At 62.3% G+C, this 23,573-nt stretch carries 23 protein-coding genes; 14 read left to right on the plus strand and 9 right to left on the minus strand.

The window, feature by feature from the left end; translation table 11 throughout:
• The first annotated feature begins 23 nt into the window (after positions 1 to 23).
• The 3 genes from kdpC (at position 24) to PSH81_RS08140 (ending at position 4,072) form a co-directional block, all read left to right on the plus strand.
• Positions 24 to 569: a potassium-transporting ATPase subunit KdpC gene (gene kdpC, locus PSH81_RS08130; protein WP_226455380.1), complete on the plus strand. Its 546-nt coding sequence runs from the start codon at positions 24 to 26 to the stop codon at positions 567 to 569.
• A gap of 124 nt (positions 570 to 693) precedes the next feature.
• Positions 694 to 3,345, plus strand: coding sequence for a sensor histidine kinase KdpD (locus PSH81_RS08135; RefSeq protein WP_226455381.1), 2,652 nt, complete (start codon positions 694 to 696; stop codon positions 3,343 to 3,345).
• A gap of 37 nt (positions 3,346 to 3,382) precedes the next feature.
• The gene (locus PSH81_RS08140) at positions 3,383 to 4,072 is read left to right on the plus strand and encodes a response regulator (RefSeq protein WP_226455382.1); all 690 of its coding nucleotides are present in this window, start codon (positions 3,383 to 3,385) and stop codon (positions 4,070 to 4,072) included.
• A gap of 121 nt (positions 4,073 to 4,193) precedes the next feature.
• Here PSH81_RS08140 and PSH81_RS08145 read toward each other — a convergent pair whose 3' ends face one another.
• Positions 4,194 to 5,231 carry a patatin-like phospholipase family protein gene (locus PSH81_RS08145; RefSeq protein WP_305392299.1) on the minus strand — a complete coding sequence of 346 codons (1,038 nt, stop codon included), beginning with the start codon at positions 5,229 to 5,231 and terminating at the stop codon, positions 4,194 to 4,196.
• A gap of 197 nt (positions 5,232 to 5,428) precedes the next feature.
• Between PSH81_RS08145 and PSH81_RS08150 the strand changes: the two genes are divergently transcribed.
• The 3 genes from PSH81_RS08150 to PSH81_RS08160 all read left to right on the plus strand — a co-directional run bounded on the left by PSH81_RS08150 (position 5,429) and on the right by PSH81_RS08160 (position 7,399).
• Complete coding sequence (locus PSH81_RS08150) at positions 5,429 to 5,707, plus strand: hypothetical protein (RefSeq protein ID WP_017734442.1); 279 nt, start codon at positions 5,429 to 5,431, stop codon at positions 5,705 to 5,707.
• Positions 5,708 to 5,749: 42 nt separating this feature from the next.
• Entirely contained in the window at positions 5,750 to 6,511 is a 762-nt protein-coding gene (locus PSH81_RS08155; protein WP_305392300.1) for a CHAD domain-containing protein, read from the plus strand.
• 90 nt (positions 6,512 to 6,601) lie between these two features.
• On the plus strand, positions 6,602 to 7,399 hold the full coding sequence (locus PSH81_RS08160) for an acyl-CoA thioesterase II (protein ID WP_305392301.1): 798 nt from the start codon (positions 6,602 to 6,604) through the stop codon (positions 7,397 to 7,399).
• A gap of 3 nt (positions 7,400 to 7,402) precedes the next feature.
• Here PSH81_RS08160 and PSH81_RS08165 read toward each other — a convergent pair whose 3' ends face one another.
• From PSH81_RS08165 to PSH81_RS08175, 3 genes are all read right to left on the minus strand, one after another.
• On the minus strand, positions 7,403 to 7,765 hold the full coding sequence (locus tag PSH81_RS08165) for an Mpo1-like protein (protein WP_305392302.1): 363 nt from the start codon (positions 7,763 to 7,765) through the stop codon (positions 7,403 to 7,405).
• Between the two features lie 108 nt (positions 7,766 to 7,873).
• Positions 7,874 to 9,355 carry a methyl-accepting chemotaxis protein gene (locus tag PSH81_RS08170; protein ID WP_226455386.1) on the minus strand — a complete coding sequence of 494 codons (1,482 nt, stop codon included), beginning with the start codon at positions 9,353 to 9,355 and terminating at the stop codon, positions 7,874 to 7,876.
• 96 nt (positions 9,356 to 9,451) lie between these two features.
• On the minus strand, positions 9,452 to 10,258 hold the full coding sequence (locus tag PSH81_RS08175) for a TatD family hydrolase (RefSeq protein WP_305392303.1): 807 nt from the start codon (positions 10,256 to 10,258) through the stop codon (positions 9,452 to 9,454).
• A 236-nt stretch (positions 10,259 to 10,494) separates the two neighbouring features.
• On the opposite strand from PSH81_RS08175, the gene PSH81_RS08180 reads away from it, so the two are divergent.
• The 3 genes from PSH81_RS08180 (at position 10,495) to PSH81_RS08190 (ending at position 13,045) form a co-directional block, all read left to right on the plus strand.
• Positions 10,495 to 11,916, plus strand: a complete 1,422-nt coding sequence (locus PSH81_RS08180; RefSeq protein ID WP_305392304.1) for a transglycosylase SLT domain-containing protein — start codon at positions 10,495 to 10,497, stop codon at positions 11,914 to 11,916.
• A gap of 103 nt (positions 11,917 to 12,019) precedes the next feature.
• Positions 12,020 to 12,454, plus strand: a complete 435-nt coding sequence (locus tag PSH81_RS08185; RefSeq protein ID WP_192298724.1) for a DoxX family protein — start codon at positions 12,020 to 12,022, stop codon at positions 12,452 to 12,454.
• 282 nt (positions 12,455 to 12,736) lie between these two features.
• Positions 12,737 to 13,045 (plus strand): class I SAM-dependent methyltransferase, encoded by a 309-nt coding sequence (locus tag PSH81_RS08190; RefSeq protein WP_226455389.1) that lies wholly within the window; start codon positions 12,737 to 12,739, stop codon positions 13,043 to 13,045.
• On the opposite strand, the gene PSH81_RS08195 is transcribed toward PSH81_RS08190, so the two are convergent.
• The 3 genes from PSH81_RS08195 to PSH81_RS08205 are packed head-to-tail and all read right to left on the minus strand — an operon-like array spanning position 13,042 to position 16,412.
• Positions 13,042 to 14,751 carry a Gldg family protein gene (locus tag PSH81_RS08195; RefSeq protein ID WP_305392305.1) on the minus strand — a complete coding sequence of 570 codons (1,710 nt, stop codon included), beginning with the start codon at positions 14,749 to 14,751 and terminating at the stop codon, positions 13,042 to 13,044. The two genes, PSH81_RS08190 and PSH81_RS08195, sit on opposite strands and share 4 nt — an antisense overlap.
• Positions 14,752 to 14,763: 12 nt before the next feature.
• Positions 14,764 to 15,489 (minus strand): ABC transporter permease, encoded by a 726-nt coding sequence (locus tag PSH81_RS08200; protein WP_305392306.1) that lies wholly within the window; start codon positions 15,487 to 15,489, stop codon positions 14,764 to 14,766.
• Positions 15,486 to 16,412, minus strand: a complete 927-nt coding sequence (locus PSH81_RS08205; protein WP_192298728.1) for an ABC transporter ATP-binding protein — start codon at positions 16,410 to 16,412, stop codon at positions 15,486 to 15,488. Before PSH81_RS08205 ends, PSH81_RS08200 begins: the two co-directional genes overlap by 4 nt.
• 255 nt (positions 16,413 to 16,667) lie before the next feature.
• Here PSH81_RS08205 and PSH81_RS08210 point away from each other — a divergent pair, with 255 nt between their 5' ends.
• Complete coding sequence (locus tag PSH81_RS08210) at positions 16,668 to 17,654, plus strand: hypothetical protein (protein WP_226455444.1); 987 nt, start codon at positions 16,668 to 16,670, stop codon at positions 17,652 to 17,654.
• 113 nt (positions 17,655 to 17,767) lie between these two features.
• Positions 17,768 to 18,241, plus strand: a complete 474-nt coding sequence (gene greB, locus PSH81_RS08215) for a transcription elongation factor GreB (protein ID WP_192298729.1) — start codon at positions 17,768 to 17,770, stop codon at positions 18,239 to 18,241.
• 45 nt (positions 18,242 to 18,286) lie between these two features.
• Here greB and PSH81_RS08220 read toward each other — a convergent pair whose 3' ends face one another.
• The gene (locus PSH81_RS08220; RefSeq protein WP_226455392.1) at positions 18,287 to 20,797 is read right to left on the minus strand and encodes an ABC transporter permease; all 2,511 of its coding nucleotides are present in this window, start codon (positions 20,795 to 20,797) and stop codon (positions 18,287 to 18,289) included.
• Positions 20,797 to 21,480 carry an ABC transporter ATP-binding protein gene (locus PSH81_RS08225; RefSeq protein ID WP_192298731.1) on the minus strand — a complete coding sequence of 228 codons (684 nt, stop codon included), beginning with the start codon at positions 21,478 to 21,480 and terminating at the stop codon, positions 20,797 to 20,799. The genes PSH81_RS08220 and PSH81_RS08225 overlap by 1 nt, the downstream gene beginning before the upstream one ends.
• A 10-nt stretch (positions 21,481 to 21,490) precedes the next feature.
• On the opposite strand from PSH81_RS08225, the gene PSH81_RS08230 reads away from it, so the two are divergent.
• The 3 genes from PSH81_RS08230 to PSH81_RS08240 all read left to right on the plus strand — a co-directional run bounded on the left by PSH81_RS08230 (position 21,491) and on the right by PSH81_RS08240 (position 23,499).
• Positions 21,491 to 22,096, plus strand: coding sequence for an arylesterase (locus PSH81_RS08230; protein WP_192298732.1), 606 nt, complete (start codon positions 21,491 to 21,493; stop codon positions 22,094 to 22,096).
• A gap of 58 nt (positions 22,097 to 22,154) precedes the next feature.
• Positions 22,155 to 22,445, plus strand: coding sequence for a hypothetical protein (locus tag PSH81_RS08235; RefSeq protein ID WP_192298733.1), 291 nt, complete (start codon positions 22,155 to 22,157; stop codon positions 22,443 to 22,445).
• 85 nt (positions 22,446 to 22,530) lie between these two features.
• Positions 22,531 to 23,499, plus strand: coding sequence for a L,D-transpeptidase family protein (locus tag PSH81_RS08240; RefSeq protein ID WP_192298734.1), 969 nt, complete (start codon positions 22,531 to 22,533; stop codon positions 23,497 to 23,499).
• The last annotated feature ends 74 nt before the right edge of the window (positions 23,500 to 23,573 follow it).

The following is a 23,573-nucleotide window of genomic DNA, read 5'->3' on the forward strand; positions in this document are numbered from 1 at the left end:
CTCGATTTGTTAAGGAGTTGAACATGGCTAACATCATCCGCCCGGCCCTGAGCCTGCTGGTGCTCATGACCCTGATTACCGGCGTCGCCTATCCACTGGTGGTCACTGGCGTCGCCCAAGTCGCCTTCCCCGAGCAGGCCAACGGCAGCCTGGTGTACGACGCCAGCGGCAAGGTGCGCGGCTCCAGCCTGATCGCCCAGGATTTCAGCGGTGACAACTGGTTCCACCCGCGCCCATCCGCGGGTGCCTTTGCCACGGTCTCCAGCAGCGCCAGCAACCTCGGCCCAAGCAACCCGGCATTGGCCACGCGTATCTTCGAGGACGCGAGTAAACAACTGGTGCCAAGCCAGGGGCCGGTGCCTTTGGCCTCGCTGACTACCTCTGGCAGCGGTCTTGATCCACACTTGCCACCACAGGCGATTGCCTATCAACTGGCGCGCGTGGCGGCGGCGCGGAATGTGCCGGTGTCGACCTTGCAGCGCTTGTTGGATGAGCACATTGAAAGCCCGTTGGTGGGCCCGCCGGTGGTGAATGTGCTGGCATTGAACATGGCCCTGGAAAAACTGTAAGCAGTGAAACCGCCATCGTGGGCAAGCCCACTCCCACATTTGCAATGCAATCCCTTGTGGGAGCGGGCTTGCCCGCGATGACGGCCTTAAAGACTGTAAATAAACACCTGAAGGAACCCCCTACATGAGCGACTCCGGCCGCGCCGATGCCTTGTTAGCCGATCTGCCCCGCAACGGCCGTGGCCGGCTCAAAGTCTTTCTCGGCGCCGCGCCGGGGGTGGGCAAGACCTACGCCATGCTCCAGGCCGCCCATACGCAGCTGCGCCAGGGCGTCAAACTCATCGCCGGGGTGGTCGAAACCCATGGCCGCGCCGAGACCGAAGCGCTGCTCAGCGGCCTGCCGCAGCAACCGCTGTTGCGCAGCGAATACCGCGGCGTGATGCTCGAAGAGATGGACCTCGACGGCCTGCTCGCCGCCAAACCCAAGCTGGTACTGGTGGACGAACTGGCCCATAGCAACGCCCCTGGCAGCCGGCATGAAAAGCGCTGGCAAGACATCCAGGAGCTGCTCGCCGCTGGCATCAACGTGTTCACCACAGTCAACGTCCAACACCTGGAAAGCCTCAACGACCAAGTGCGCGGCATCACCGGCGTGCAAGTGCGCGAAACCCTGCCGGACTGGGTGCTGCAAGAGGCCGACGAACTGCTGTTGATCGACCTGCCTTCCCGTGAGCTGCTCGAGCGCCTGCGCGACGGCAAGGTGTACGTGCCGGAACAAGCCCGCGCCGCCATCGACGCGTTCTTCACCCAGACCAACCTGATGGCCCTGCGCGAGCTGGCGATGCAGACCGCCGCCGCCCACGTCGACGATGACTTGGCCCAAGGCTATCGCCAGCTCGGCCAGGCCGCACCGGCTGTGCGCGGGCGCTTGCTGGTCGGCGTGGACGGCGATGCCCAGGCCGAACGCCTGGTGCGCCATGCCAGCCGCGTGGCCCAGCGTCGGCATCTGCCGTGGAGCCTGGTGCATATCGACAACGGCCGGGCGCGGGATGAGCAATCGCGTCTGCGCCTGCAAAACGCCCAGCAACTGGCCGAGCGCCTCGGCGGCGAAGTGGTGTTGCTGCGTGCGGGGGAAGTGGCCAAGACCCTGATCCAGCACGCCGCCGAACGCCGCGCCAGTTTGCTGCTGGTGGGACAGTCGCGGATGCGCTGGCACCGTCGCGTGTTCGGCGGTGGTCTGGCGGCGCGTCTGTTGCGCAATGCGCGGGGCTTGGAAATCAACGTCCTCGACAGCGACGACGTCCCCGCGCCGCCACGCCTGCCGGATGTACGTGGGTTGGTGTGGTTCGACTACGGCCTGGCGGTTGCCGCCACCGTGGTGGCGGCGGCGTTGGCCTGGGCGGTGGCCAGCGTGTTGCCGTTGCCGAATATCTCCCTGGTGTTCCTCGCTGCCGTGCTGCTGGTGGCGGTGCGCAGCAGTCTGGGGCCATCGCTGGTGTGTGCGGCGCTGTCGTTTCTGACGTATGACTTCCTGTTTATCCCGCCGAATTTTTCCTTCGCGATCCAGCGTGAAGAAGATGTGCTGACGCTGCTGTTTTTCCTGCTGATGGCGGCGCTCACCGGCAACCTCGCCGCGCGTCAACGCCGGCAGTTGCAGGCGCTGCGCGACACCCAGGAAGAAACCAGCGAGTTGCTCGACCTGTCGCGCAAACTCACCGCCGCCACCGATCGCCAGGCGGTGATCAGTGCGGCGGCCCATCACCTGGAAGGTTGGAGCGACCTCGACTTATGCCTGGTCAACCGCGACGGCCAGGGCGGTTGGACCATCGAGACCGGCGGCCCGCTGACCCTTACCGAGGCCGAACGCGCCGCCGCCGACTGGGCCTGGCAACACGACCAGCCGGCCGGCATGGGCACCGGTACCTTGCCGTTCGGGCGTTGGTGGTGGTGGCCGCTGTCGGGTGAAGAGGGCCCGTTGGGCTTGCTCGGCGTGAGTCCCAAGCCGGGCCTGGAGTTGAGCGGCCAGCGTCGCCGTTTGCTCACGGCCTTGAGCCAGCCGCTGGCGCAAGCCCTGGCCCGTGCGCAACTGGCGCAGGAGTTGGAATCGGCACGCCTGCACGGTGAAACCGAGCAACTGCGCAGCGCCTTGCTCGCGTCGGTGTCCCACGATTTGCGCACGCCGCTGACCGCCATGCGCGGCAGCATCGACAGCCTGCTGGCCCTCGGTGAAGCTATTCCGCTGGAGGATCGCCGCGAGTTGCTGGAAGGTACCCGCGATGAGGCCGAGCGTCTCGACCGTTATATCCAGAACCTGCTCGACATGACACGCCTGGGCCACGGTGCGCTGAAGCTGGCGCGTGACTGGGTGGCGCCGGGTGACATCGTCGGCAGCGCGCTTGGCCGGCTGCGCGCCGTGCTGGCGCCATTGCAGGTGCGCACTGAGGTGCCATCGGGGTTGCCCTTGCTCTACGTGCACGCGGCGCTGATCGAGCAGGCGTTGGTCAATGTGTTGGAAAACGCCGCACGGTTTTCGCCCGCCCACGGGCGTTTGGACTTGAGTGCGGGGGTGTCGGATAACCAGCTGTTTTTTGCAGTTGCCGACGAAGGCCCGGGGATTCCCGAGGACGAGCGCGCGAAAATTTTCGACATGTTCTACACCGCCGCCCGGGGTGATCGCGGCGGGCAGGGCACCGGCCTCGGCCTGGCGATCTGCCAGGGCATGGTCGGCGCGCACGGTGGGCATATCAGCGTGGCCGAAGGTATCGACGGGCGCGGCACCTGCATCACCTTGTTCCTACCGTTGCCGACCCAGCCTGGCCTTGAGCGCGAGGCATGAGCTACCCTGTTTTCTCCGCCGATTCTGATTGGACACCATGAGCCAGACCGCGACGATTTTGGTCATTGATGACGAACCGCAGATCCGCAAATTCCTGCGCATCAGCCTGGCCTCCCAGGGCTACAAAGTGATTGAGGCCGGCACCGGCAATGAAGGCCTGGCCCAGGCCGCGCTGAACAAGCCGGACTTGCTGGTGCTCGACCTCGGCCTGCCGGACATGGACGGCCAGCAGGTGCTGCGTGAGTTTCGCGAATGGTCGATGGTGCCGGTGCTGGTGCTTTCGGTGCGGGCCAGCGAAGGGCAGAAAGTCGAGGCCCTCGACGGTGGCGCGAATGACTACGTGACCAAACCGTTTGGCATCCAGGAGTTTCTTGCCCGCGTGCGTGCGCTGTTGCGCCAGGTGCCGACGGGCGAGGCTCAGGAAGCGTCGTTGAGTTTCGGCCCGTTGACCGTCGACCTGGCCTATCGCCGTGTACTGCTGGACGGTGCCGAGGTGGCCTTGACCCGCAAGGAATACGCGGTACTGGCACAACTGGCGCGTCATCCGGGGCGGGTGATTACCCAGCAGCAATTGCTCAAGGACATCTGGGGGCCGACCCATACCGAAGACAGTCACTACCTGCGGATTGTGGTCGGGCATCTGCGCCAGAAGTTGGCGGATGACCCGACGCAGCCGCGGTTTATCGTGACGGAGGCGGGGGTGGGGTATCGGTTGTTGGGCGCCTAGATGTTTGGTGGCTGGGCCGGCCTCATCGCGGGCAAGCCCGCTCCCACATTTTGAAAGCGTTCACCATTGGAGTGTGGGAGCTGGCTTGCCTGCGATGGCGCCATCAGCAACACCAGAAACCTCAGCCCTGCTCGCTCTCATATCGATCCAACGTATCCCGCGCAATCTCCCGCCCCAACGCGATCAACTCCGGCGCCTTGTAAAACTCGAAAAACCGGCACACCCGCTTCGGCACGTTGATCAACACATCCGGCGGATACCCGGCGATCTTGTATTGCGCCAACGAGGTCTGCATCACCTCGAAACTCTGGTTGATCAAGTCCAGCAACGACGCCGGGCCGACGTTGTCGATGATGAACGAACCGGTCGCCGACTTCGGTGCTCCGGCGGTTTCCGGGGCGGCGGCGGGTTGTTGGGCTTCGGGTTCCGCCGAGTCCAGCCAGGGGTTGATGTCTGCGGCTTCGGCCTGCAATGCCTCTTGCTCCAGCTTCATCAACTGTTCGGCCTGTTTGCGGCGGAAGGGCAGGTGCGAACCGAGGGATTTCGCCAGGCTGTTGAAACGGCTCTTGAACGCTGGTGGGCGCTGGATCACCGGCAATTGGTAGTGCTTCTGGTTGGTGGCGTTGAGGTTGACCGCAATGATCAAGTCGCAATGGCTCGACACCACCGGCACGATCGGCAGCGGGTTGAGCAGGCCGCCGTCCACCAGCATGCGGTTGCCCTGCATCACGGGTGTAAACAGGCTGGGGATCGCCGCCGAGGCGCGCATGGCCTGGTGCAGACAACCTTCCTGGAACCAGATTTCCTGTTGGTTGGTGAGGTCGGTGGCGACGGCGGTGTAGGGGATGCGCAACTCTTCGATGTTCAACTCGCCGACGATCTTGCGGATCTGGCCGAAGACCTTCTCGCCTCGGATCGCCCCCAGGCGAAAACTCACGTCCACCAGGCGCAACACGTCGAGGTAATCGAGGCTTTCGATCCAACTGCGGTAGTCATCCAGTTTGCCGGCGGCGTAGATGCCGCCCACTACGGCGCCCATGGAGCAACCAGCGACACAGGCAATGTCGTAGCCGCGCCGTTCGATCTCCTCGATCACTCCGATATGGGCGTAGCCCCGGGCCCCGCCGGAGCCCAGCACCAAGGCAACACGTTTCTTCATGGTCCATGTCCTACAGAAGGCAGGTGCCCACAATGCACCTATTGAGGGGGCGGCTTCAATCTTCGCTGCGGGAGTGATAAGGCTCGGGTATGCTCTGGCAATAGGTAGGATCGATTTCAGGCTAGGGACAAGGCACTTTTCCAAGTAGGCAACGTCTACAACGTACGACTGTTTTTCTTTATTTTGAGGTGTCATCGATGAAAGCCTGGATGTGTGTGCCTGTGATCGTGTTGGCCCTGGCCGGTTGTGCCGGGAAAACCGCGTACCGCGACAGCTGCGGCACGCAATTGGATGCCGCCTGGCATGAGCTGGACCTGGCCAAGGCCGAAGGTTTCGCCGGTACGGTCAGTTACTCCAAGGCTCTGTCGCTGTTGACCGGCGCCAAGACTCAGCAACAGTTCGAAGCGTTTGAAGGCTGCGCCAACAAGGCCGAAAAAGCGCGTTTCTATATTCGTGAGTCGCGCGCCGGGCGTTGATCCGGGCGCTAATAGGATTTTTCATCGGGGAGTGAGGGCAGGATGTCAGCGTTGGTCGATCAGTTAGTCGCTCAGGTCATTGGCCTGGAAGTTGGGTTGCTGAGCTGCCAGGCTCGTCTTGCCGCCGTCACCGACGATGAAGCCCTGCATGATCTGCGCACCACCGTGCGCCGCCTGCGCAGCCTGTTGCGCCCCTTGCGCGGGCTGCCGGGGGTGGAACAGCTGGAGGCGGCCGCCAGTGCGGTCGGCCAGTTGACCACGCCGTTGCGTGACCGCGAGGTGCTGGCGGCGTATTTGCACCAGCACGGTCATCACCTGGCCGCCGATCGACGCCTGCGCTTGCAACCCGAGGCGTATCGGCAGGTGGCACAAGGCCCGGAGCTGTCGCACTTGCTGCTGATCCTCGATGCCTTTCCGCGCTTCATCCGCGCCTCTGAACATCAAAAACTGCTCAAGGGCCTGCGCACGCGTATCGAGAAGCGCCTGGCCAAGCAATGGCAGGCACTTGGCGCCGCGTTGAAAGACCCCGAGCACGATCGCCATCGCCTGCGCTTGTTGATCAAGCGTGTGCGTTACGCCGCCGAAGCGTATCCCGAATTGGACAAACTCCCCGCCAAAGCCCTGCCTCGCCTCAAGGGAGCCCAAGCCGCCCTGGGCGATTGGCACGACTGCTGGCAGTGGCTGGCCCAGGCCCAGCAGCAGGCGGATTTGCAGCCTTGCGTGGCGGTGTGGCAACGCACCATGGCCAAGGCGCAAGGGCAGGCGGATCGCGTGCTGGATAAGCTCAGCGCGGATTGTTTCTGAACCGGTCCGGCTTTTGGCCGGAATAGGCGCTGTGCCTGGCGGGCCCGCTGGTTAAGATCGCCCATCTGTTTCTTTTGATGTGAGGTCGCCATGCGTTTCAGTGATTTGCTCGACGCCGCCCGTAGCCACCCGCAGGACGTCACCATCCCCGCCGAATGGGCGCAAGGCCGTGCCACGTTTGGTGGCCTGGTCGCCGCCTTGCAGTACGAAGCGTTGCGCGCCCAGGTGCCGGCGGATCGGCCGTTGCGCTCGCTGGCGGTCACCTTCGTCGGGCCGGTAGCGCCGGATGTGCCGGCCAGCTATCAAGTCGAAGTGTTGCGCGAAGGCAAGGCCGTCAGCCAGTTGCTCGGCCGTGTGGTGCAGAACGGTGAAGTGGCGACCCTGGTACAGGCCAGTTTCGGTGGCTCCCGCGCGTCGGAAATCACGGTGGAGAGCGAAGCGCCGCCGGTGTTCAAGCACTGGGATGAGTGCCAGGAACTGCCTTACATCAAGGGCGTCACGCCGGAGTTCATGCGCCATTTGGCGATGCGTTGGAGCGTCGGCGGTCTGCCGTTTACCGGTAACAAATCCCGCGACATGGGCGGCTGGGTCCGACTGCGTGGGGATGTAAAAGAGGAACCGCTGACCGAAGCGCACATCCTCGCCCTGGTCGACGCCTGGCCCCCGGCGTTGCTGCCGCACCTGAAAAAGCCGGCGCCGGGCAGCACACTGACCTGGACCATCGAGTTCATCCAGCCGTTGCAGGATTTGACCACCCTCGACTGGTGCCAGTACTACGTCAGCGTCGAACACGCCCGTGACGGCTATGGCCATGCCGCCGCCGCGCTGTGGAGCCCGAGCGGTGCGCTGATCGCCATCAGCCGCCAGACCGTGGTGGTGTTCGCCTGATCCTCAGTGCCGATGGCGCTGCCGCCAGGCGCGCCACCAGCCACCGCTGAAGACAAAACGCGGGAAGGTCACGAATTGCTCGACCACCAACCGCTGCACGGCGTCTTTGCGATCACTGAAGGGTTCACTGGCCTGGGCTTCCAGGCTATGCCCGTGACGCTGCAAGGCCAGGCCGGCGAGGATACCGACCACGCCAATGGCAAAACTCGCCAGGCTCAGGCTGAACACGCCGGACACAATCAGCAGGAACCCGACGATGAATAGCGGCACGGCAATCAGGTGCAACGCCAGGTTGGTCGGGTGCTGATGGTTCTGTGGGTAATTGCGCCATTGCCAGGCGGGGAGATTGGGATGACGTTTGCCCATGCTGAAAAATCCTCTGTCCGTTGAAACAACTTGAACAGAGTTTAGGCAGGGACGGGCGCAGCGGCGAATCAAGGCTGGCTATAGGGGCTATAGCCAACCTTGGATGGCTTACAGCTTCAATTGCCCGATGGCTTTGCTCAATTCACCGGCCAGAGTCGCCAGTTGGTTGCTGGTGGTTGCCGAATCCACGGTTTGTTTCACGGTGTTTTCGGTGACGTCACGAATGCTCACCACCGCGCGGTTCATTTCCTCGGCGACATGGCTTTGCTGCTCTGCGGCGACGGCGATCTGAGTGTTGCTTTCACGCATCTGCGCCACGGCGCTGGTGATTTCGGCCAGTGCCGCGCCCGCTTCAAGGGCTTGTTGCACGCAGTCGTCGGCCTTGAAGGAGCTTTCCTGCATGAAGTCCACCGCATCGCGGGTGCCGGCTTGCAGCGCGGAGACCATTCGGGTGATTTCGTCGGTGGAGCTTTGTACACGTTTGGCCAGGTTGCGCACTTCGTCGGCGACCACCGCAAAACCACGGCCCATTTCCCCGGCGCGGGCGGCTTCGATCGCGGCGTTGAGGGCGAGCAGGTTGGTCTGTTCGGCGATGCTGTGGATCACGCTGACGACGCCGTTGATTTTCTGGCTGTCCTCGGCGAGTTTCTGGATCATTTCGGCGGTCTGTTGCACGCCGGTGGACAGCCCGGCAATCGAGCGTTGCACGCGGCTCACCACTTCATGGCCGCTGCCGGCGAGGGTGTCGGCGGTCTGGGACAAATCCCGCGTGGCGCCGGCGTGCTGGGCGATGTGGTAGACGGTGGCGGTCATCTCGTTGATGGCGGTGGCGGCCTGGTCGGTTTCGCTTTGCTGGCCGAGCATGCCGTGCTGCACGTCGTTCATGCTGCTGGCCAGGCGCGCGGCGCCGTCATCCAGTTGCTGGGCAGTACGCGCCACGGTGTTGACCACCCGTTGGTAACCGGCCTGCATGGCGTTGAAGGCGCTGGCCATCTGGCCGACTTCATCCTTGCACGCCAACGGCACGCGGGCCGACAGGTCGCCGGTTTTCTCCACGTGCAGCATCACGTCCTTGAGGGTGTTGAGCTGGCTGAGCAAGAAACGGATCAGCAACTGCGAAGCGCCGAGCATCGCCAGCATCAGGATCGCGACGGCCACGGCGTAGTTGGTAAAACGGTCTTCGAAGACCTGGCTCAGGCTGGGCGCGTAGGCCAGCACGGCGACGTATTGACCGTCGGCGCGCGCGACCACATCGGCGCCCAACAGCGGGTTAACGCCGAGCCAGGGCATGTGATTGAGTTCGATCCAGCCGGTGGCGCTGGCCAGGGCTGACAGATCCTGCTCCGCCAGTTGTGGGACTTGGCCTCGGGCAAATGTCAGCAGGTGCTCGCCCTTGGGCAGCGGTTTGTCAGCCGGCCACGCGCTGAGCAAGCGCGCCTGCGCCTGCGCGGAGGCCTGGGACGCGTCGCTGCGTGCCTGTTGTTCGAGCTGTACGGCGTACAGCACCAGCAACAAGGTGGTGATGAAGGCGACCGCGTTGACGGCCCAGAATTTGTACTTCAGCGAGATGTTGCTAAGCCAGGCACCCATGGAAGGTTTTCTCTGATAGCGGAAACAGCATTGGCAAGGTGCCATTATTGTGCCGCTATTCAACAATACCCTTTTGACATGGGTCAATGGGCCGCATCACTCCACCGCAGGCAACCGAAAAAACGCGCGGGCACAGGCGGTGCTGTGCTGGGCCAGGTCGTCCGGCGTCTCGTGGCGGTGCAGGGCGACTTCGCGCAGTACTTCGGGCAGGTAGGCCGGTTCGTTGCGGCCGTTTTTCGGCTTGGGGCGCAGGGTGCGCGGCAGCAGGTACGGCGCATCGCTCTCCAGCATCAGGCGGCCTCGGGGAATTTCCCTGACCAGCGGGTGCAGATGCGTCCCACGGCGCTCGTCGCAAATCCACCCGGTGATGCCGATGTGCAGGTCGAGGTCCAGGTAGCTGAACAACGCCTGCTGTTCGCCGGTGAAGCAATGCACCACGGCGGCAGTGAGGTGGTCGCGGTAGTCCTTGAGGATCTCCAGCAGGCGCTGATTGGCGTCACGCTCATGGAGGAACACCGGCAGCTTCAGCTCGACGGCCAGGGCCAGGTGTTCTTCGAGGACTCTTTCCTGCTGCGGGCGCGGTGAGAAATCGCGGTTGAAATCCAGCCCGCATTCGCCCACCGCGCGCACCCGGCTCTCGCCGAGCAAACTGCGCAAACGTTGGGCGCTGCCGCCGTTCCAGTCGCTGGCGCTGTGAGGGTGGATGCCGGCGGTACAGACCAGGCGTTGACCACTGTCATCAAGCTTTGCGCAGAGTTCCAGGGCCTGTTCGCTGCCCTCGACACTGGTGCCGGTGAGGACCAATTGTTGCACGCCAGCGGCGTACGCACGCTCGAGTACGCCCTGGTGCTTCTCGTCGAAACTGGGGTTAGTCAGGTTGACGCCGATATCAATGAGTTGCATGGTGCTATCTCCGCCTGCGGCCGGAAAGCATATCAGAGCTGTAGATTTATAAGAAAATCGAAGAACTACAACGAGTTATCGCTGTCTTTGAACGTCGCAAGTGACATCGCGGTTGGCCTCACGCTTCGCCCTGTGTCACCGTTGCGCGCTTTTTCAGCGCTTCAAGTGCTCTGTTTCTGACTCCCACCGCCTCGTTTTTCGCGAGGACGTTGGCCAGTATTCTTACCGGAGAGCGGATGATCCGACCCTCGGCGTTGCTAGTGTTGTGCCTGACGTTACTGCTGCCCATGGCGGCGGTCGCGCGCCTGGACGGGCCGCTGGAAGTGACCAAGCCCGGCAAGGTCCGTGACCTGGCCGAGATTCGCTCCAGCCGCACCTTGCGGGTGTTGGTCAACCAGAGCCGCAACAGTTCCGGTGAAATCCAGGGCCAGGCCATCGGTGTCGAATACCATCGCCTGCGCGCCTTCGAGCAATATCTGAATGGCCACGCCCGTGATGGCCAGGAAATCAACCTCAAGATCATCCCCAAGGCCAAGGACCAACTGCTCGGCGCGTTGGCCCGTGGCGAAGGTGATCTGGTCGCCCCCGGCGAGCTGCTCGACGTCAATGCCGCGCACAAGATCAGCACCAGTGACCCGATTGCCAGCGGTGTGCCGTTGTGGCTGGTGGGTGTGAAGGGCGAGCGGCGGTTCACCAAGTTGGAGCAGTTGTCCGGGCGCACCCTGGCCTTGACCACCGGCAGCGCGGCGGCGGATGCGATCAGCCAGGTCAACCAGAAACTGGCCTTGCACAAACAGCCACCGATCAAGGTGGAATGGGTGGACCCGACCCTGGCTGTGGAAGACGTGCTGGAGATGGTACAGGCGGGTATTTTCCACCTGACCATTGTGGAAAAGCCGATTGCCGAACGCTGGGCGAAGATCCTGCCCAAGTTGCGCTTCGACAAGCAGGTGGCCATCAGCGAGCCGGGCGACGAATACTGGTTCGTGCGCCAGGACGCGTCGATGCTGCGGGCCAGCATTGATCGATTTCTCAAGACCTATCACACCCCATCCGACCAGGACGTGGCGTTCCAGCGCATCTATCGACGCCTCTATCAAGTGCGCAACCCGCTGGCGCGGGTCGAGCGCCAGCGCCTGGAAAAACTGCGCCCGGTCTTGCAGAAGCACGCCCGCGAGCAGGGCATGGACTGGCTGAACCTTGCCGCGCTGGCCTTCAAGGAGTCCGCCCTCGACCCCGGCGCGCGCAATAGCGGTGGGCCCACTGGGCTGATGCAGATCACCCCGTCGGCGGCCCAGCGGGTGGGCGTCAACAATATCGAGAGCCTCGATAGCAACGTGCAGGCGGGCGCCCGCTACCTGGCGATGATCCGCCGCAAGTTCTTCGCCAGCCCCAAGCTGAACGAGCGTGAGCGCATGGCGTTTGTATTGGCGGCTTACAACATGGGCCCGGAGCGGGTGCAGGGGATGCGCACCGAGGCCAAGCGGCGGGGGCTGAACCCCAACCAGTGGTTCTTCCAGGTTGAGAGGATTGCCATGGAGCAGGTGGGGATGGGGGGTGTCAGCTATGTTAATAGCGTCAACAAGTATTACTTGGCGTTCGATCGGGAGCGCGAATCCCTGGAGCCGCCTGCGCCGAAAGTCGCCTCGCGGAAGTGATCGATTTAATCGATATTAATAAGGCATTTTTTCGGCTTTTATCATTCCATAAACTGATTAATATGGCGGCCAACCAACCCCTACTTCAAAAAGGATTCTTACCATGAGCCCACTGATCAAAAACCTCCTGAGCACCCGCGCCGGCTACGGCCTGACCATCCTGCGTATCGTTGTCGGCATTATCTTCGCCGCTCACGGTTCGCAAAAACTCTTCGGCTGGTTCGGCGGCTATGGCTTGGCGGGTACGGCGCAGTGGATGGAAAGCATCGGCCTGGCACCGGGTACCCTGATGGCACTGTTGTCCGGCGGGACTGAATTCTTTGCCGGCCTGGCGCTGATCATCGGTTTGCTGGTGCGTCCAGCGGCGCTGGGGCTGACCATTCTGTCGGTGGTTGCAATCTTCTCGGTGCACATCCACAACGGTTTGTTTATGGCCAACAACGGTTATGAGTTTGCACTGGCCTTGCTGGGTGGCTCCCTGGCCGTGCTGTTTGAAGGTGCCGGCAAGCTGTCCGCCGACCGCGCCATCGCCAACTGACAGACCTGCAACCCCCTGAACAGGCCCGCCGCGTGCGGGCCTTTTCGTTGCGCGCAATTCTTGACATGGCCCTGTCGGCTTCTCTAGGATGCCCGCTCATGCGCCGATTTAAACAGCTAATTGCGGGGCGCCATGGGTGGTTGTTTATGCTCGGTCCAGCGTACACAGTCCCGATAGAAGTGCTGTTTCCGACTCAGGAGCAGGCTTCGAAATACCGCTAAAGCGCTGGTTCGGTGTTGCCTCTCACCTGCCCGCAGACTTTTGAGGCAGAGACACGACACGATGAATGCACTGCACCCCCTCATACGCCTGGCCCCGATCACTGCGGACCTGACCCAGCGCAATCCGAAAATCCTGCTGGGCGGCAAGCACCAGCCGACGTTGCTGCGTTATCTCGATGGCTGGCCACGCCGCACCGGCCGACCTTCGGCGTTCCTGATCCAGTTTGTCGAAGACGGCGATTCCCTCGCGCGGTTTGCGAACAACAGCTTTGACCTGGCCGTCATCCAGGCCCCCAGCGCCGCTGACGCGCAAGAGGTCATCCGCCAGCTCACGCGCATTGCCCGGCAGGGGCTGATCGCTCGTCGTTAAACCTGCAAGGGCAGTGGCCGCCGGCGATGCTGCCAGCGAAACAGCGCCCAGGCGCTCAGGCATAGCAGCAGCGGCAACGGCACAATCACCAACAGCTTCACGCCCAGTATCCAACGCTGCAGTGGCTTGTATGCGTCCACCTTCAACGTTTGCAGTTCCATCGCCAAGCGCAGGCGCTCCTTGTTGAGCGCTTGTAGTTGGGTGCTGGTATCGACCGCTTCGGTGCCGAGGGTTGTGATGGGCGGGTTCAAGCGTTGCCATTCCTGTTCCGCCTGGGCCAGGCGTCGCTCCAACTCGTCGGCCTGGTCCTGATAGGCACGCGCAGCGGTGTTCTGCAGGTTTTCGACGACGTGCAAGCCGTAGTTCGCCATGGCGCGAGGGCGAATGTTGGCGAGCGCCTCAGGCGCAGCAAGATTGTCCAAAGTGTTCAGCACAAACAGGTGATTGCTCAATTGCGGTGTGCGGGTCGGGCTCAGCGTGAGCATGTCCGTGTCGGCGACCACCACCACATGGATCTGCGCGGCCTTCTGCAACCCGGGTGGCTGCTCGCCGACGCCGTCAGGAAACGCCGAATACGCAGGCCCCTCGAGGCGCGCTGCGATGACATGGCGCTCACGGTGCGGCAGCGGTTCGCCGGGACGCCGGTTTACCGCAAGGTTGTTGGCGTCCAGCAGTGCCGACTGTTCGGAGCTTTGCAGCAACGGAGTGAAACGGGTTCGGCTTTTGTGCAGCGCGAAGAGCGCGCCGCTGCTTGCAAGGGTCACTGAATCCAGGCGCCAACTGCTGACGTCGTTCCTGGTCATGGCCTGTCTTGGCAGGGTCAACCGGGTCGGATCACTGCCTGGAGGCTCATGTGCGGCATAGCGGCTGTCGATCAGCACCAGGTCGGCGGGCATGCGCACGCCCCAGCTCGCCAGCAGCCCGTCCAGCTTGGCGCTGGCGGGCGGGGCGTCGGTATCCAGGGCGCTAAGCGGATCAATGAACATCATCAGCTTGCCGCCGCCCAGCACGAATTGGTCAATGGCGTACAAGGTTTGCTCGGGCAGCCTGCGCGGGTGCACGAGCATCAGGGTCTTGAAGTGGCTGGGGATACGGTCGAGCTCGGCAGGCAGGTCGACGAGGTTCACATGTCGATGCAGTTCGCGCAGCAGCGCCGCGGCCGGGGTCTTGATCGGCTGTCCTGACAGCAGGCCGATAGTGGCGGGCTGCGGTTGCGACAATTGGCTGATCAAGTGACTGATTTCATATTCCAGCAGCGCCGCCCGGTCGGGATTGAAGGATTCGATCCGTCGCGCGGCCTGGCCATTGCGAGTGCCGATGAGGCCGAAGAATCCTTCGCTATCGTCGAGGCCGTATAACCCGGCTCTGTAGGCATCGTCCGAAAGGTCGCCAGGGTCGATGATGTGCAGGTTGATCATGCCGTTTGCGGCGGTTTCGAACGCTTTGAGCATCTTTTCAACATAAACGGCGTAGCGCTTGCTGGCAGCGCTCTTTTTCGGGTGATGGCGTGCGTTGAAGTAGTAAAGGTCCACCGGGCTTTCCTGGGCGGCCAGCAGATGCAGCACGGCAGGCGAAAGAGTGTTGGTTTTCAAGGCTGAGGGGTCCCAGCGCAGGTCAGGCAGCTTGACTGCCCATACCAGGTTGAAGGCCAGGAACAGTAAGGCTATGACGATAAGTGTCATGCTGGCACGCAGTGCAGATCCCATCGATAGCCCCCCTCAGCTTTTTTTGTAGTTGAGAACAATGGTTGTTGCAGCAAGCAAGGCAATTGTCAGGCTGATGAAATAAAGCATGTCGTGCAGCGCCAATGCGCCATGATCAATCATCCCAAAACGTATGAGTGGACTCAGGGCGGTGAGGCTTTCGACTATCCAAATGGGCGCTTGATGTTCCAGCGCATCAAGCACTGATGACAGTCCGCTGATCGTTAATAACAGGCTCAGTGTCAGCACAGATGTCAGTAGTCGTTGGTGACTGAGGGCACACATGAAGCAGCCGATGGACAGATAACTTGCCGCCAATAAACCGCTGACCAGATATTGCGCGGCGATTACGCTGTTATCCACTGTGCCCAGCATGTTGACCATCACAACGAGGGGGAACGTCAGCGCCAATGTCAGGGCGACGATAGTCCAGGCTGCGAGAAACTTCCCGATAACCAGCTCTGCCGAGCTGACAGGCAATAGTTTAAGTAGTTCGCTGAGACCGGTCTGTTGTTCGTCCGTCCATAACTGGATCGACAGCGCCGGGATGAGTAGCAGATACAACCAGGGGTGCCACTCAAAGAAGTTTTGCAAATCGCTGCTGTTTTGTTCCAGTAGCCCGAGGGTGTCCAATCCGAGTGCCGTGGACAGTGCCAGGAACATTGCCATGCTCAGGTAGGTGGCCGGTGCGCGCAGATAGCGGGTCAGCTGGAGTTTGAAAACAGGCAGCAGCAGGTTCAAAGCGAGGCCTCTTGGCTCAGTTGGTGGACCACATCGTTCAGGCGGCCGGTCTCCAGCGTCAGCGAGGTTATGGGCCATTGCCGTGTGGCGATCAGTGTGCTGACGGCGGGGTAGATGGAGTGGCCGGGCATGGCGAGCACCGTGACGGTGCGAGGGGCATGGCGGTGTTCCTCGATACCGGCAACACCGGGCAGAACCGCCAGCGCCAGCAGGTCCAGGGGCGCGTCCGACGCCAGGGTGATGGCCCTGAAGTGGCGGGAACTGCGCTGAAGCTCGGGCATTGGCATGTCCGCCAGCAGGCGCCCTTTTCCGAGGACCAGTGCGCGCGTGCAGATGTTGGACAGCGCTTCGCCATCGCGTGCGGCGACGATCACGGTCATGTCCTCGGCCAATGATTGGATCAGCGCCCGAACCTTGTCCTGCTGATGGGGGGCGAGGCCCTCGATGGGTTCATCCAGCAACAGCACGCTGGGGTCATGCAGGATGGCCTGGGCCATTGCAACTTTGCGTTGCAGGTCGTTGGGCAGCGTGTTGAGCGGGTAGTCGAGTACCGCCGACAGCTCCAGGCGGGCCGCAGCCTGCTCGATGTGCCAACGTTTTTCGGACCCGCGCAATTTGCGCAGGGTCGCCAGGAGATTCAGGAAGCGGCTGACAGACATAGTTGGGTGGCAGGGATTTGATTGAGGTTGGTAGCCCACTGCCTGGCCTATTTGAAGCGGATGGGTGTGCGTATTGAAATCGAGAATGTTCACCTGCCCGGCACAGGGTTTGACCAAACCGGCCACCAGCTTCAGGAGTGTGGTTTTGCCCGCACCTTCGAGCCCGAATAGCCCAATACATTCCTGGCGTTGGGCAGAGAATGAGAGTGGCTGGATCACACTTTTCGGGCCGAGTTTTTTTGTCAGATTACTTATCGCAATCATTAGGCTGTCCTGCTGGATCGGTTTGTCGATGGAGGGGTAGCAACAAGCACTTTGGCTGACGTATGTGCAGGCTCGGGTTAAAAAATATTACGTTCAATGAGGGGGCTTTGAAATCCGGTCTTGAATTTATAAGCCAAATCCTACGTTTGTATTTGAGATGTGCTGAAACAATTGTTGCGTGTGTGACGTTTCAGATGGCAGTTGTTTTTTTGGTGTGTAATTTATGTTTATTCGCCGTGATGAGGTCCGATGACCATGATGCTTCTACGTACTCTTGTTCTTGCACGATCCGGTGAGGATGCGCCGGTCAACGGTGCACTGCTTTGTAGTTTTGCTGTACCCCAGATAGGTTGTAATTTTCTGGTTTATAGCTTGGATGAAGAAGCGGAGCCTGGTAGTTCCAGGGTATATATTGCTGTTTTGCGTAAGAAACTTGAGCGGTATTACTTGGGCGCTGTTGATGCGCCGGAAGAGTTGCAGTTGGCAATGCAGGTCTTCAAGCAAATATTGACGTGGGCGGCCTCCGGGACGAATCCCGGTGACTTGACGGATACACAGATTCCTTATCACTTTGTGGATTTGAAAGGTTGCAAGTTACCTCCTGCAAGACCGGAGGATCATCACTCCCTGATCATCAAGAAAGCCCTGGTGATGAAAGTCATCACCCTTGGAATGTCCAGCCCCGCGCAACCGGCGATCGAAAGCGCGACGTTGATCGTGCCCTCCATTCGTTTCTCATCAAAAATGAGTTCTGGCCCCAGGGTCGTGAGTCCAGCCGAGCCGGCCCAGGGGGACGCACCTGAATGCCACAGCGAAGAGCCGCAACCGATGCCTGTGCAAACATCGCAGGCCAATGTGTCGACTGAGCCTGTTGCGCCGAGTGAGCCTGAGGTGCCGGTGCCGCCCCAACTGCCGGTGGCGGCGGACAATAATGTGTTGTTCGAGATGGATAGCACGTTGAATAACCTCGCCCGTGTCGCGCAGGAGTTGACCCAGCAAAAGCGCGCGGTAATCGAGCGTGAGGCCGCGCTTGAGCAATGGCAGAGCCGCTTGCAGCAGGAGCAACATCAACTGGAGGAAAAGACCCGGGAGGTCGAACAGCGCAGTGCGCAATTGCACGAGCAGTCGGTGGCTGTCAGCCAGCAGGCTGAAGCGATGAATGTGTTGATTGCCCAGGCATCGGGCATGCGGCAGAGTCTGCGGGGTATGCTGCTCGAGCTGGACCAGGTGCTGGATCGATAGTCTGGTCTGGCTACTTTCCAGGGTTCATTTATCATCGACGCCAGCCAGTCGACGCCGGGGCTTGATTCCCTGGCGCATCGGCACCTACGGATATTGCCTGGGGATGCAAGCGTTTGAGTACCAAGCTGATTACCAAAGAAGGTCATGAGGCGCTGAAAAAAGAGCTGGATTACCTGTGGCGGGAAAAACGTCCGGACACCACGCGCAAAGTGACCTGGGCCGCGTCGCTGGGGGATCGCAGCGAAAACGCCGATTACCAGTACAACAAGAAACTGCTGCGTGAGATCGACCGCCGCGTGCGCTACCTGCGCAAGCGCCTGGAAGACATGCGCGTCGTGGAGTACATGCCGGAGCAGGAAGGCAAGGTGTTTTTCGGTGCCTGGGTCGACATCGAAAACGAGCAGGGTGAAACCAAGCGCTTTCGTATCGTCGGTTATGACGAGATCTATGATCGCATGGACTACATCTCCATCGACTCACCCATGGCCAGGGCGTTGCTTCGCAAGGAAGTCGACGATGAGGCCTTGGTGCAGACCCCAAGCGGTGAAGTGTGCTGGTGGATCACCGGTATCGAATATGTGAAGTAGGCCAGAACGGCCCGCACCCTGGGCAGGGTGCGGGCCGTTGGCGTTTCAGCCCTCGCGCAGCACGGTCAGTGGGCTGGCGTTCAGCGCGCGACGCGTGCCGAATACGCCGGCAGCGCCGATCAGTACGGCACCGATCACCGGCAGCAGCAACAGCCACGGATGAGGGTGCCAGGCCAGGTCAAAGGCGTAGCGGTACAACACCAGCGTCACCAGTTCCGTGCCCAGCGCCGCCAGCAGCCCGCTGACCGCGCCCAGCAACCCGAACTCGATGCGCCGCGCCTTGACCAGCAACTTGCGTTCGGCACCCAGTGCGCGCAGCAGCGCGCCCTGGCGAATGCGCTCATCCAGGGTGGCCTGCAAACCGGAGAACAACACCGCCATCCCCGCCGCCAGCACAAACAACAGCACGTACTCCACCGCCAGCGTCACTTGGGCGAGGATGCTGCGCAGCTGTTCCAGCAGGGCTTCGACTTGCAGGATCGTCACCGCCGGAAATGCACGGGACAGGTCGACAATCTGCTGGTCGTGCCCAGGTGCCAGGTAGAAGCTGGTCAGGTAAGTCGCCGGCAGGTTCTTCAAGGTACCCGGCTGGAAGATCATGAAGAAGTTGGGTTGGAAGTTGTCCCAGTTGATGGTCCGCAGGCTGGTGACCCGCGCCTCGCGGTTTTCGCCGCCGACGGTGAACACCAGGTGGTCATTGAGCTTGAGCTTGAGGCTCTCGGCCACTTTGGCTTCCACCGACACGCCTGGAATCTCATCGGTCGGCTGTTGCGACCACCAGGCACCGGCCGTCAGGACGTTACCCGGCGGCAGGTCGGCGGCCCAGGTCAGGCTCAGGTCCCGCTGCACAGCTCGGTCGCCGCTGGAGTCCTTGCTGACAATCGCCTGCACCGCCTCGCCGTTGATGCTGATCAAGCGCCCCGGTACCACCGGATACAGCGGCGCAGATTGGGCTTGCAGGGCGAGCAGGCGGGCACTGAAGGCTTCGGTGTCGGCTGGCAGGATATTCAATGCGAAGTAGTTGGGCGCGTCCTCTGGCAGCTGGTTTTGCCAGGTGTCGAGCAACTCGCCACGCAGCAGTGCGATCAACCCCATGGACAGCAGGATCAAGCCAAACGCAAGGGACTGGCCGGCGGCTGCCAGCGGGTGACGCAGCAATTGGCCCAGGCCCAGGCGCCAGGGCAGCGATGCGCGGGCCAGCAGCTTACGCAGGCTTTGCAACAACAGCAGGAGCAAGCTGCCAAGGATCAACGCGGCAAGCACACCGCCACCAAGCAAGGCGAAGGTGAGCACCAAGTCAAGGCTCAGGCGCCACATGATCAGGCCCAGGGCGAACAGGGCCGCGCCGTAGACCATCCAGGTGCTGGATGGAATCGGCAGCAGGTCGCGGCGCAGCACTCGCAACGGCGGCACACGGCCCAGGGCCGCCAGTGGCGGCAAGGCGAAACCGGCGAGGGCGACCAGCCCGGTGCCGATTCCGGCAACGGCCGGCAGCAGCCCGCCGGGTGGCACGTCCGCCGGCAGCAGGTCATGCAGGAAGTAGAACAGGCCAAATTGCGCGAGCCAGCCGAGCACGGCACCCGCCAGGCTGGCCAGCACGCCGAGCACGCTCAGTTGCAGGCTGAACAGCAGCATCGCTTCACGCCGCGACAAACCAAGACAGCGCAGCAGCGCGCTGGCATCGAAGCGCCGGCTGGCAAAGCGGTTGGCCGACAGCGCCACGGCCACGCCCGCCAGCAATACTGCCACCAGGCTGGCCATGTTCAAGTAGCGTTCGGCCTTGCCCAGGGCGCCGCCGATCTGCTGGTTGCCGTCCCGTGAATCCTGCAAGCGCTGGTTGGCGGCGAGTCCCGGCTTGATCAAGTCCCGATAGGTTTGCAGGGCGGTGCTGTCGGGCGGTGCCCGCCACAGCTCGCGGTAGCTGACCCGGCTGCCGGGCTGGACCACGCCGGTGGCCTCCAGGTCAGCCAGGTTGATCATCACCCGCGGCGTCAGGCTGTAGAAGTTGCCAGCACGGTCCGGCTCATAGGTCAGGATGCGGGCCAGACGCAGGGTCTTCATGCCAACATCGATGCTGTCGCCGACCTTGAGGTTCAGCGCCGTCAGCAGCCGCGCTTCCACCCAGGCCTCGCCGGGTTTCGGGCCGCCACCGGGGGTTTCAGCGGCGAACGGTTCGGCCGCGCTTTTCAGTTCGCCGCGCAGCGGGTACTGCTCGTTGACCGCCTTGATGCTGGACAGCTGGATGCCGTTGTCGGTCGCGATAACGCTGGAAAACTCGACGATACGTGCATGGTCCAGGCCCAGTTCGGTTCCGGTGCGGATTTGCTCGGGGCGCGCCGGTGAGCTGCCTTCGAGCACCAGGTCGGCGCCGAGGAACTCAGTGGCGCGCAACAGCATGGCGCCGTTGAGGCGTGCGCCGAAGTAACCGATGGCGGTGCTGGCGGCCACGGCCACCACCAGGGCGAAGAACAACACGCGCAATTCGCCAGCGCGGGCATCGCGCAGTAATTGGCGCATGGCCAGGCTGAACAGGCGCAACAGCGGCAAACGTGCCATCAAGGCTCCAGGGGCGCGACCATCAGGCCGGCTTCAAGGCGGATCAGGCGCCGGCAGCGGTGGGCCAGGCGCTCGTCGTGGGTGACCAGCACCAGGGTGGTGCCGCTTTCTTTATTGAGTTCGAACAGCAGGTCGCTGATGCGCTCGCCGGTGTGGCTGTCGAGGTTGCCGGTGGGTTCATCGGCAAACAGTACGTCCGGTTCGGCGGCGAACGCGCGGGCAATCGCCACGCGTTGTTGTTCGCCGCCGGAGAGCTGGCGTGGCGAGTGGGTCAGGCGCTGGCCCAGGCCGACACGCTCGAGCAGGTGGCGGGCACGTTCGCGGGCGTCTTTGCGGCCGTCCAGTTCCAGCGGCAGCATCACGTTTTCCAGGGCGTTGAGGCTGTCGAGCAGTTGGAATGACTGGAAGACAAACCCCACGTGTTCGGCGCGGATGCGCGCGCGCTGGTCTTCATCGAGGGTGCTCAAGGCTTGGCCGGCGAGGGTAACTTCGCCGCTGCTGGGCAGGTCGAGGCCGGCCAGCAGGCCGAGGAGGGTGGATTTGCCGGAACCGGAGCTGCCGACGATAGCCAGGCTATCGCCCTTGTTCAGTTCCAGGCTCAGTTCGTGCAGGATAGTCAGTTCACCTTCCGCGCTGGGAACCACTTTGCTGAGGTTCTGCGCGGTGAGAATGCTTGCGCCCATGGAGAATCCGATGCGAATGTGGTTTTTGAGTGCTGGCCTGGCCTTGATGTGCATGGCCCAGAACGCAGCGGCGGGTACAGTCCTGATCGTTGGCGATAGTATCAGTGCCGGTTTCGGCCTGGATACCAGCAAAGGGTGGGTCGCTTTGCTGGAGCAACGGCTCAAGAGCGAAGGTTTCGACGATAAAGTGGTCAACGCTTCCATCAGCGGCGACACCAGTGCCGGAGGCCTCGCGCGGCTGCCGGCGGCGCTTGCAGAGCATAAGCCGGACGTGGTGGTGATCGAGTTGGGCGGCAATGACGGCCTGCGCGGTCAGCCGCCGGCGCAATTGCAACAAAATCTTGCTTCGATGATTGACCACTCCAAGGCGATTGGCGCCAAGGTGCTGTTGCTGGGCATGCAACTGCCGCCCAATTACGGCCCGCGCTACACCAACGCGTTTGCCGAAGTCTACGGCAGCCTCGCCAAGGAAAAAGCCGTGCCGCTGGTGCCGTTTTTCCTTGAAGGCATCGGCGGTCACCCGGAGTTGATGCAGGCCGACGGCCTGCACCCGGCGGTCGGCGCCCAGGCCAAGTTGCTGGAAAATGTCTGGCCGACGCTAAAACCGCTGTTATGACGCTTTTCTACCGGCAGGCTTTCGGCTAAGGTGGCGCCCCCCCGATCTGGAGCCCCCGATGTCACGCCCTGCCTGGTCCCTGTTCAACTACCAACTGATCGAGCCTGACGAGCAGCTGGATCTGTTCGCCTGCCAGGAAGTCCGGGTACATCTGGTGGCACGGCAATTGGAGCTGGGCGGCACGATCGACCGCACGCTGTGCGGCACCTTGCTGCCGGCTCAGCCCCGTTGGTCATCGGTGGACCGTGCGATTTTCCAGGACCAACGGCTGTGCCCGTTGTGTCGGGCGATCCTCGAATCCCAGAAGCGCGGTACACCGCTGATCTGGCCGGAGCTGCGCTTCGAGTAGAAGCGGGGCGGATTGATGCTCCCTGCGTGCTTCACGTATACAATCAGTTTTTTCCCTACCCGTCGTTCTGCGAAGGATTTTCCGGATGTTGTCGCGCCTTTCCGTCGTAACTTGCTGCCTGTCTCTTGCTGCCCTTTGCGCGGCCGGTCCTGCATTAGCCCTGCAATTGCCGTTGCCGCCACCGGGTGAAGACATCGTGGGCCAGGTCCAGGTGATCAAGGCCAAGTACGAAGACACCTTTGCCGACCTGGGCACCACCTACGACCTGGGGTATTCGGAGATGGTCGCGGCCAACCCGGGCGTGGATGCCTGGCTGCCGGGCGCGGGCACCGAGATCGTGCTGCCGACGCGTTTCATCCTGCCGCCGGGGCCACGGGAAGGCATCGTGATCAACCTGGCCGAGTACCGCCTCTACTACTATCCGAAGGGGCAGAACGTCGTCTATACCTTCCCGCTGGGGATTGGCCGTGAGGGTTGGGGCTCGCCGATTGCCCATACCAGCATTATTGCCAAGACGCCGAACCCGACCTGGACACCACCCGCGTCGATCAAGGCCGAGCACGCCGCCAATGGTGATCCGCTGCCCAATGTGGTCCCGGCCGGGCCGAACAACCCGCTGGGGCCCTTCAAGTTCACCCTGGGCACGCCGGGTTACCTGATCCACGGCTCCAACATGAAGTTTGGTATCGGTACGCGTACCAGCCACGGCTGTTTCCGCATGTTCAATAACAACGTGCTGGAAATGGCCGGCATGGTGCCAGTGGGCACGTCGGTGCGCATCATCAACGACGCCTACAAGTTCGGCAGCGCTGGCGGCAAGGTCTATCTTGAGGCGCATACACCATTGAATGACGACGGTACGCCGTCGGTGGTCGACAAGCACACGGCGGTGATCAACGCCTTGCTCAAGCGCGAAGACATGGCCAATAACCTGCGGGTCAACTGGGATCAGGTCCGTGATGTGGTCGCCGCGGAAGATGGTTTGCCGACTGAGATCGGCGTGCCCGGTGGCGCATCCGTCGCTGCAAGCGCACCGATCGATCTGCAACAGTAAACTGGCTGGATCCACAGCCCGCCACGGCCTTGCGCTGCGGCGGGCTTTTTATTGCCTGGGATTCAGGGCTGAAA

Origin of the sequence: Pseudomonas sp. FP2335, from assembly GCF_030687535.1 — a bacterium.
GTDB lineage: Bacteria > Pseudomonadota > Gammaproteobacteria > Pseudomonadales > Pseudomonadaceae > Aquipseudomonas.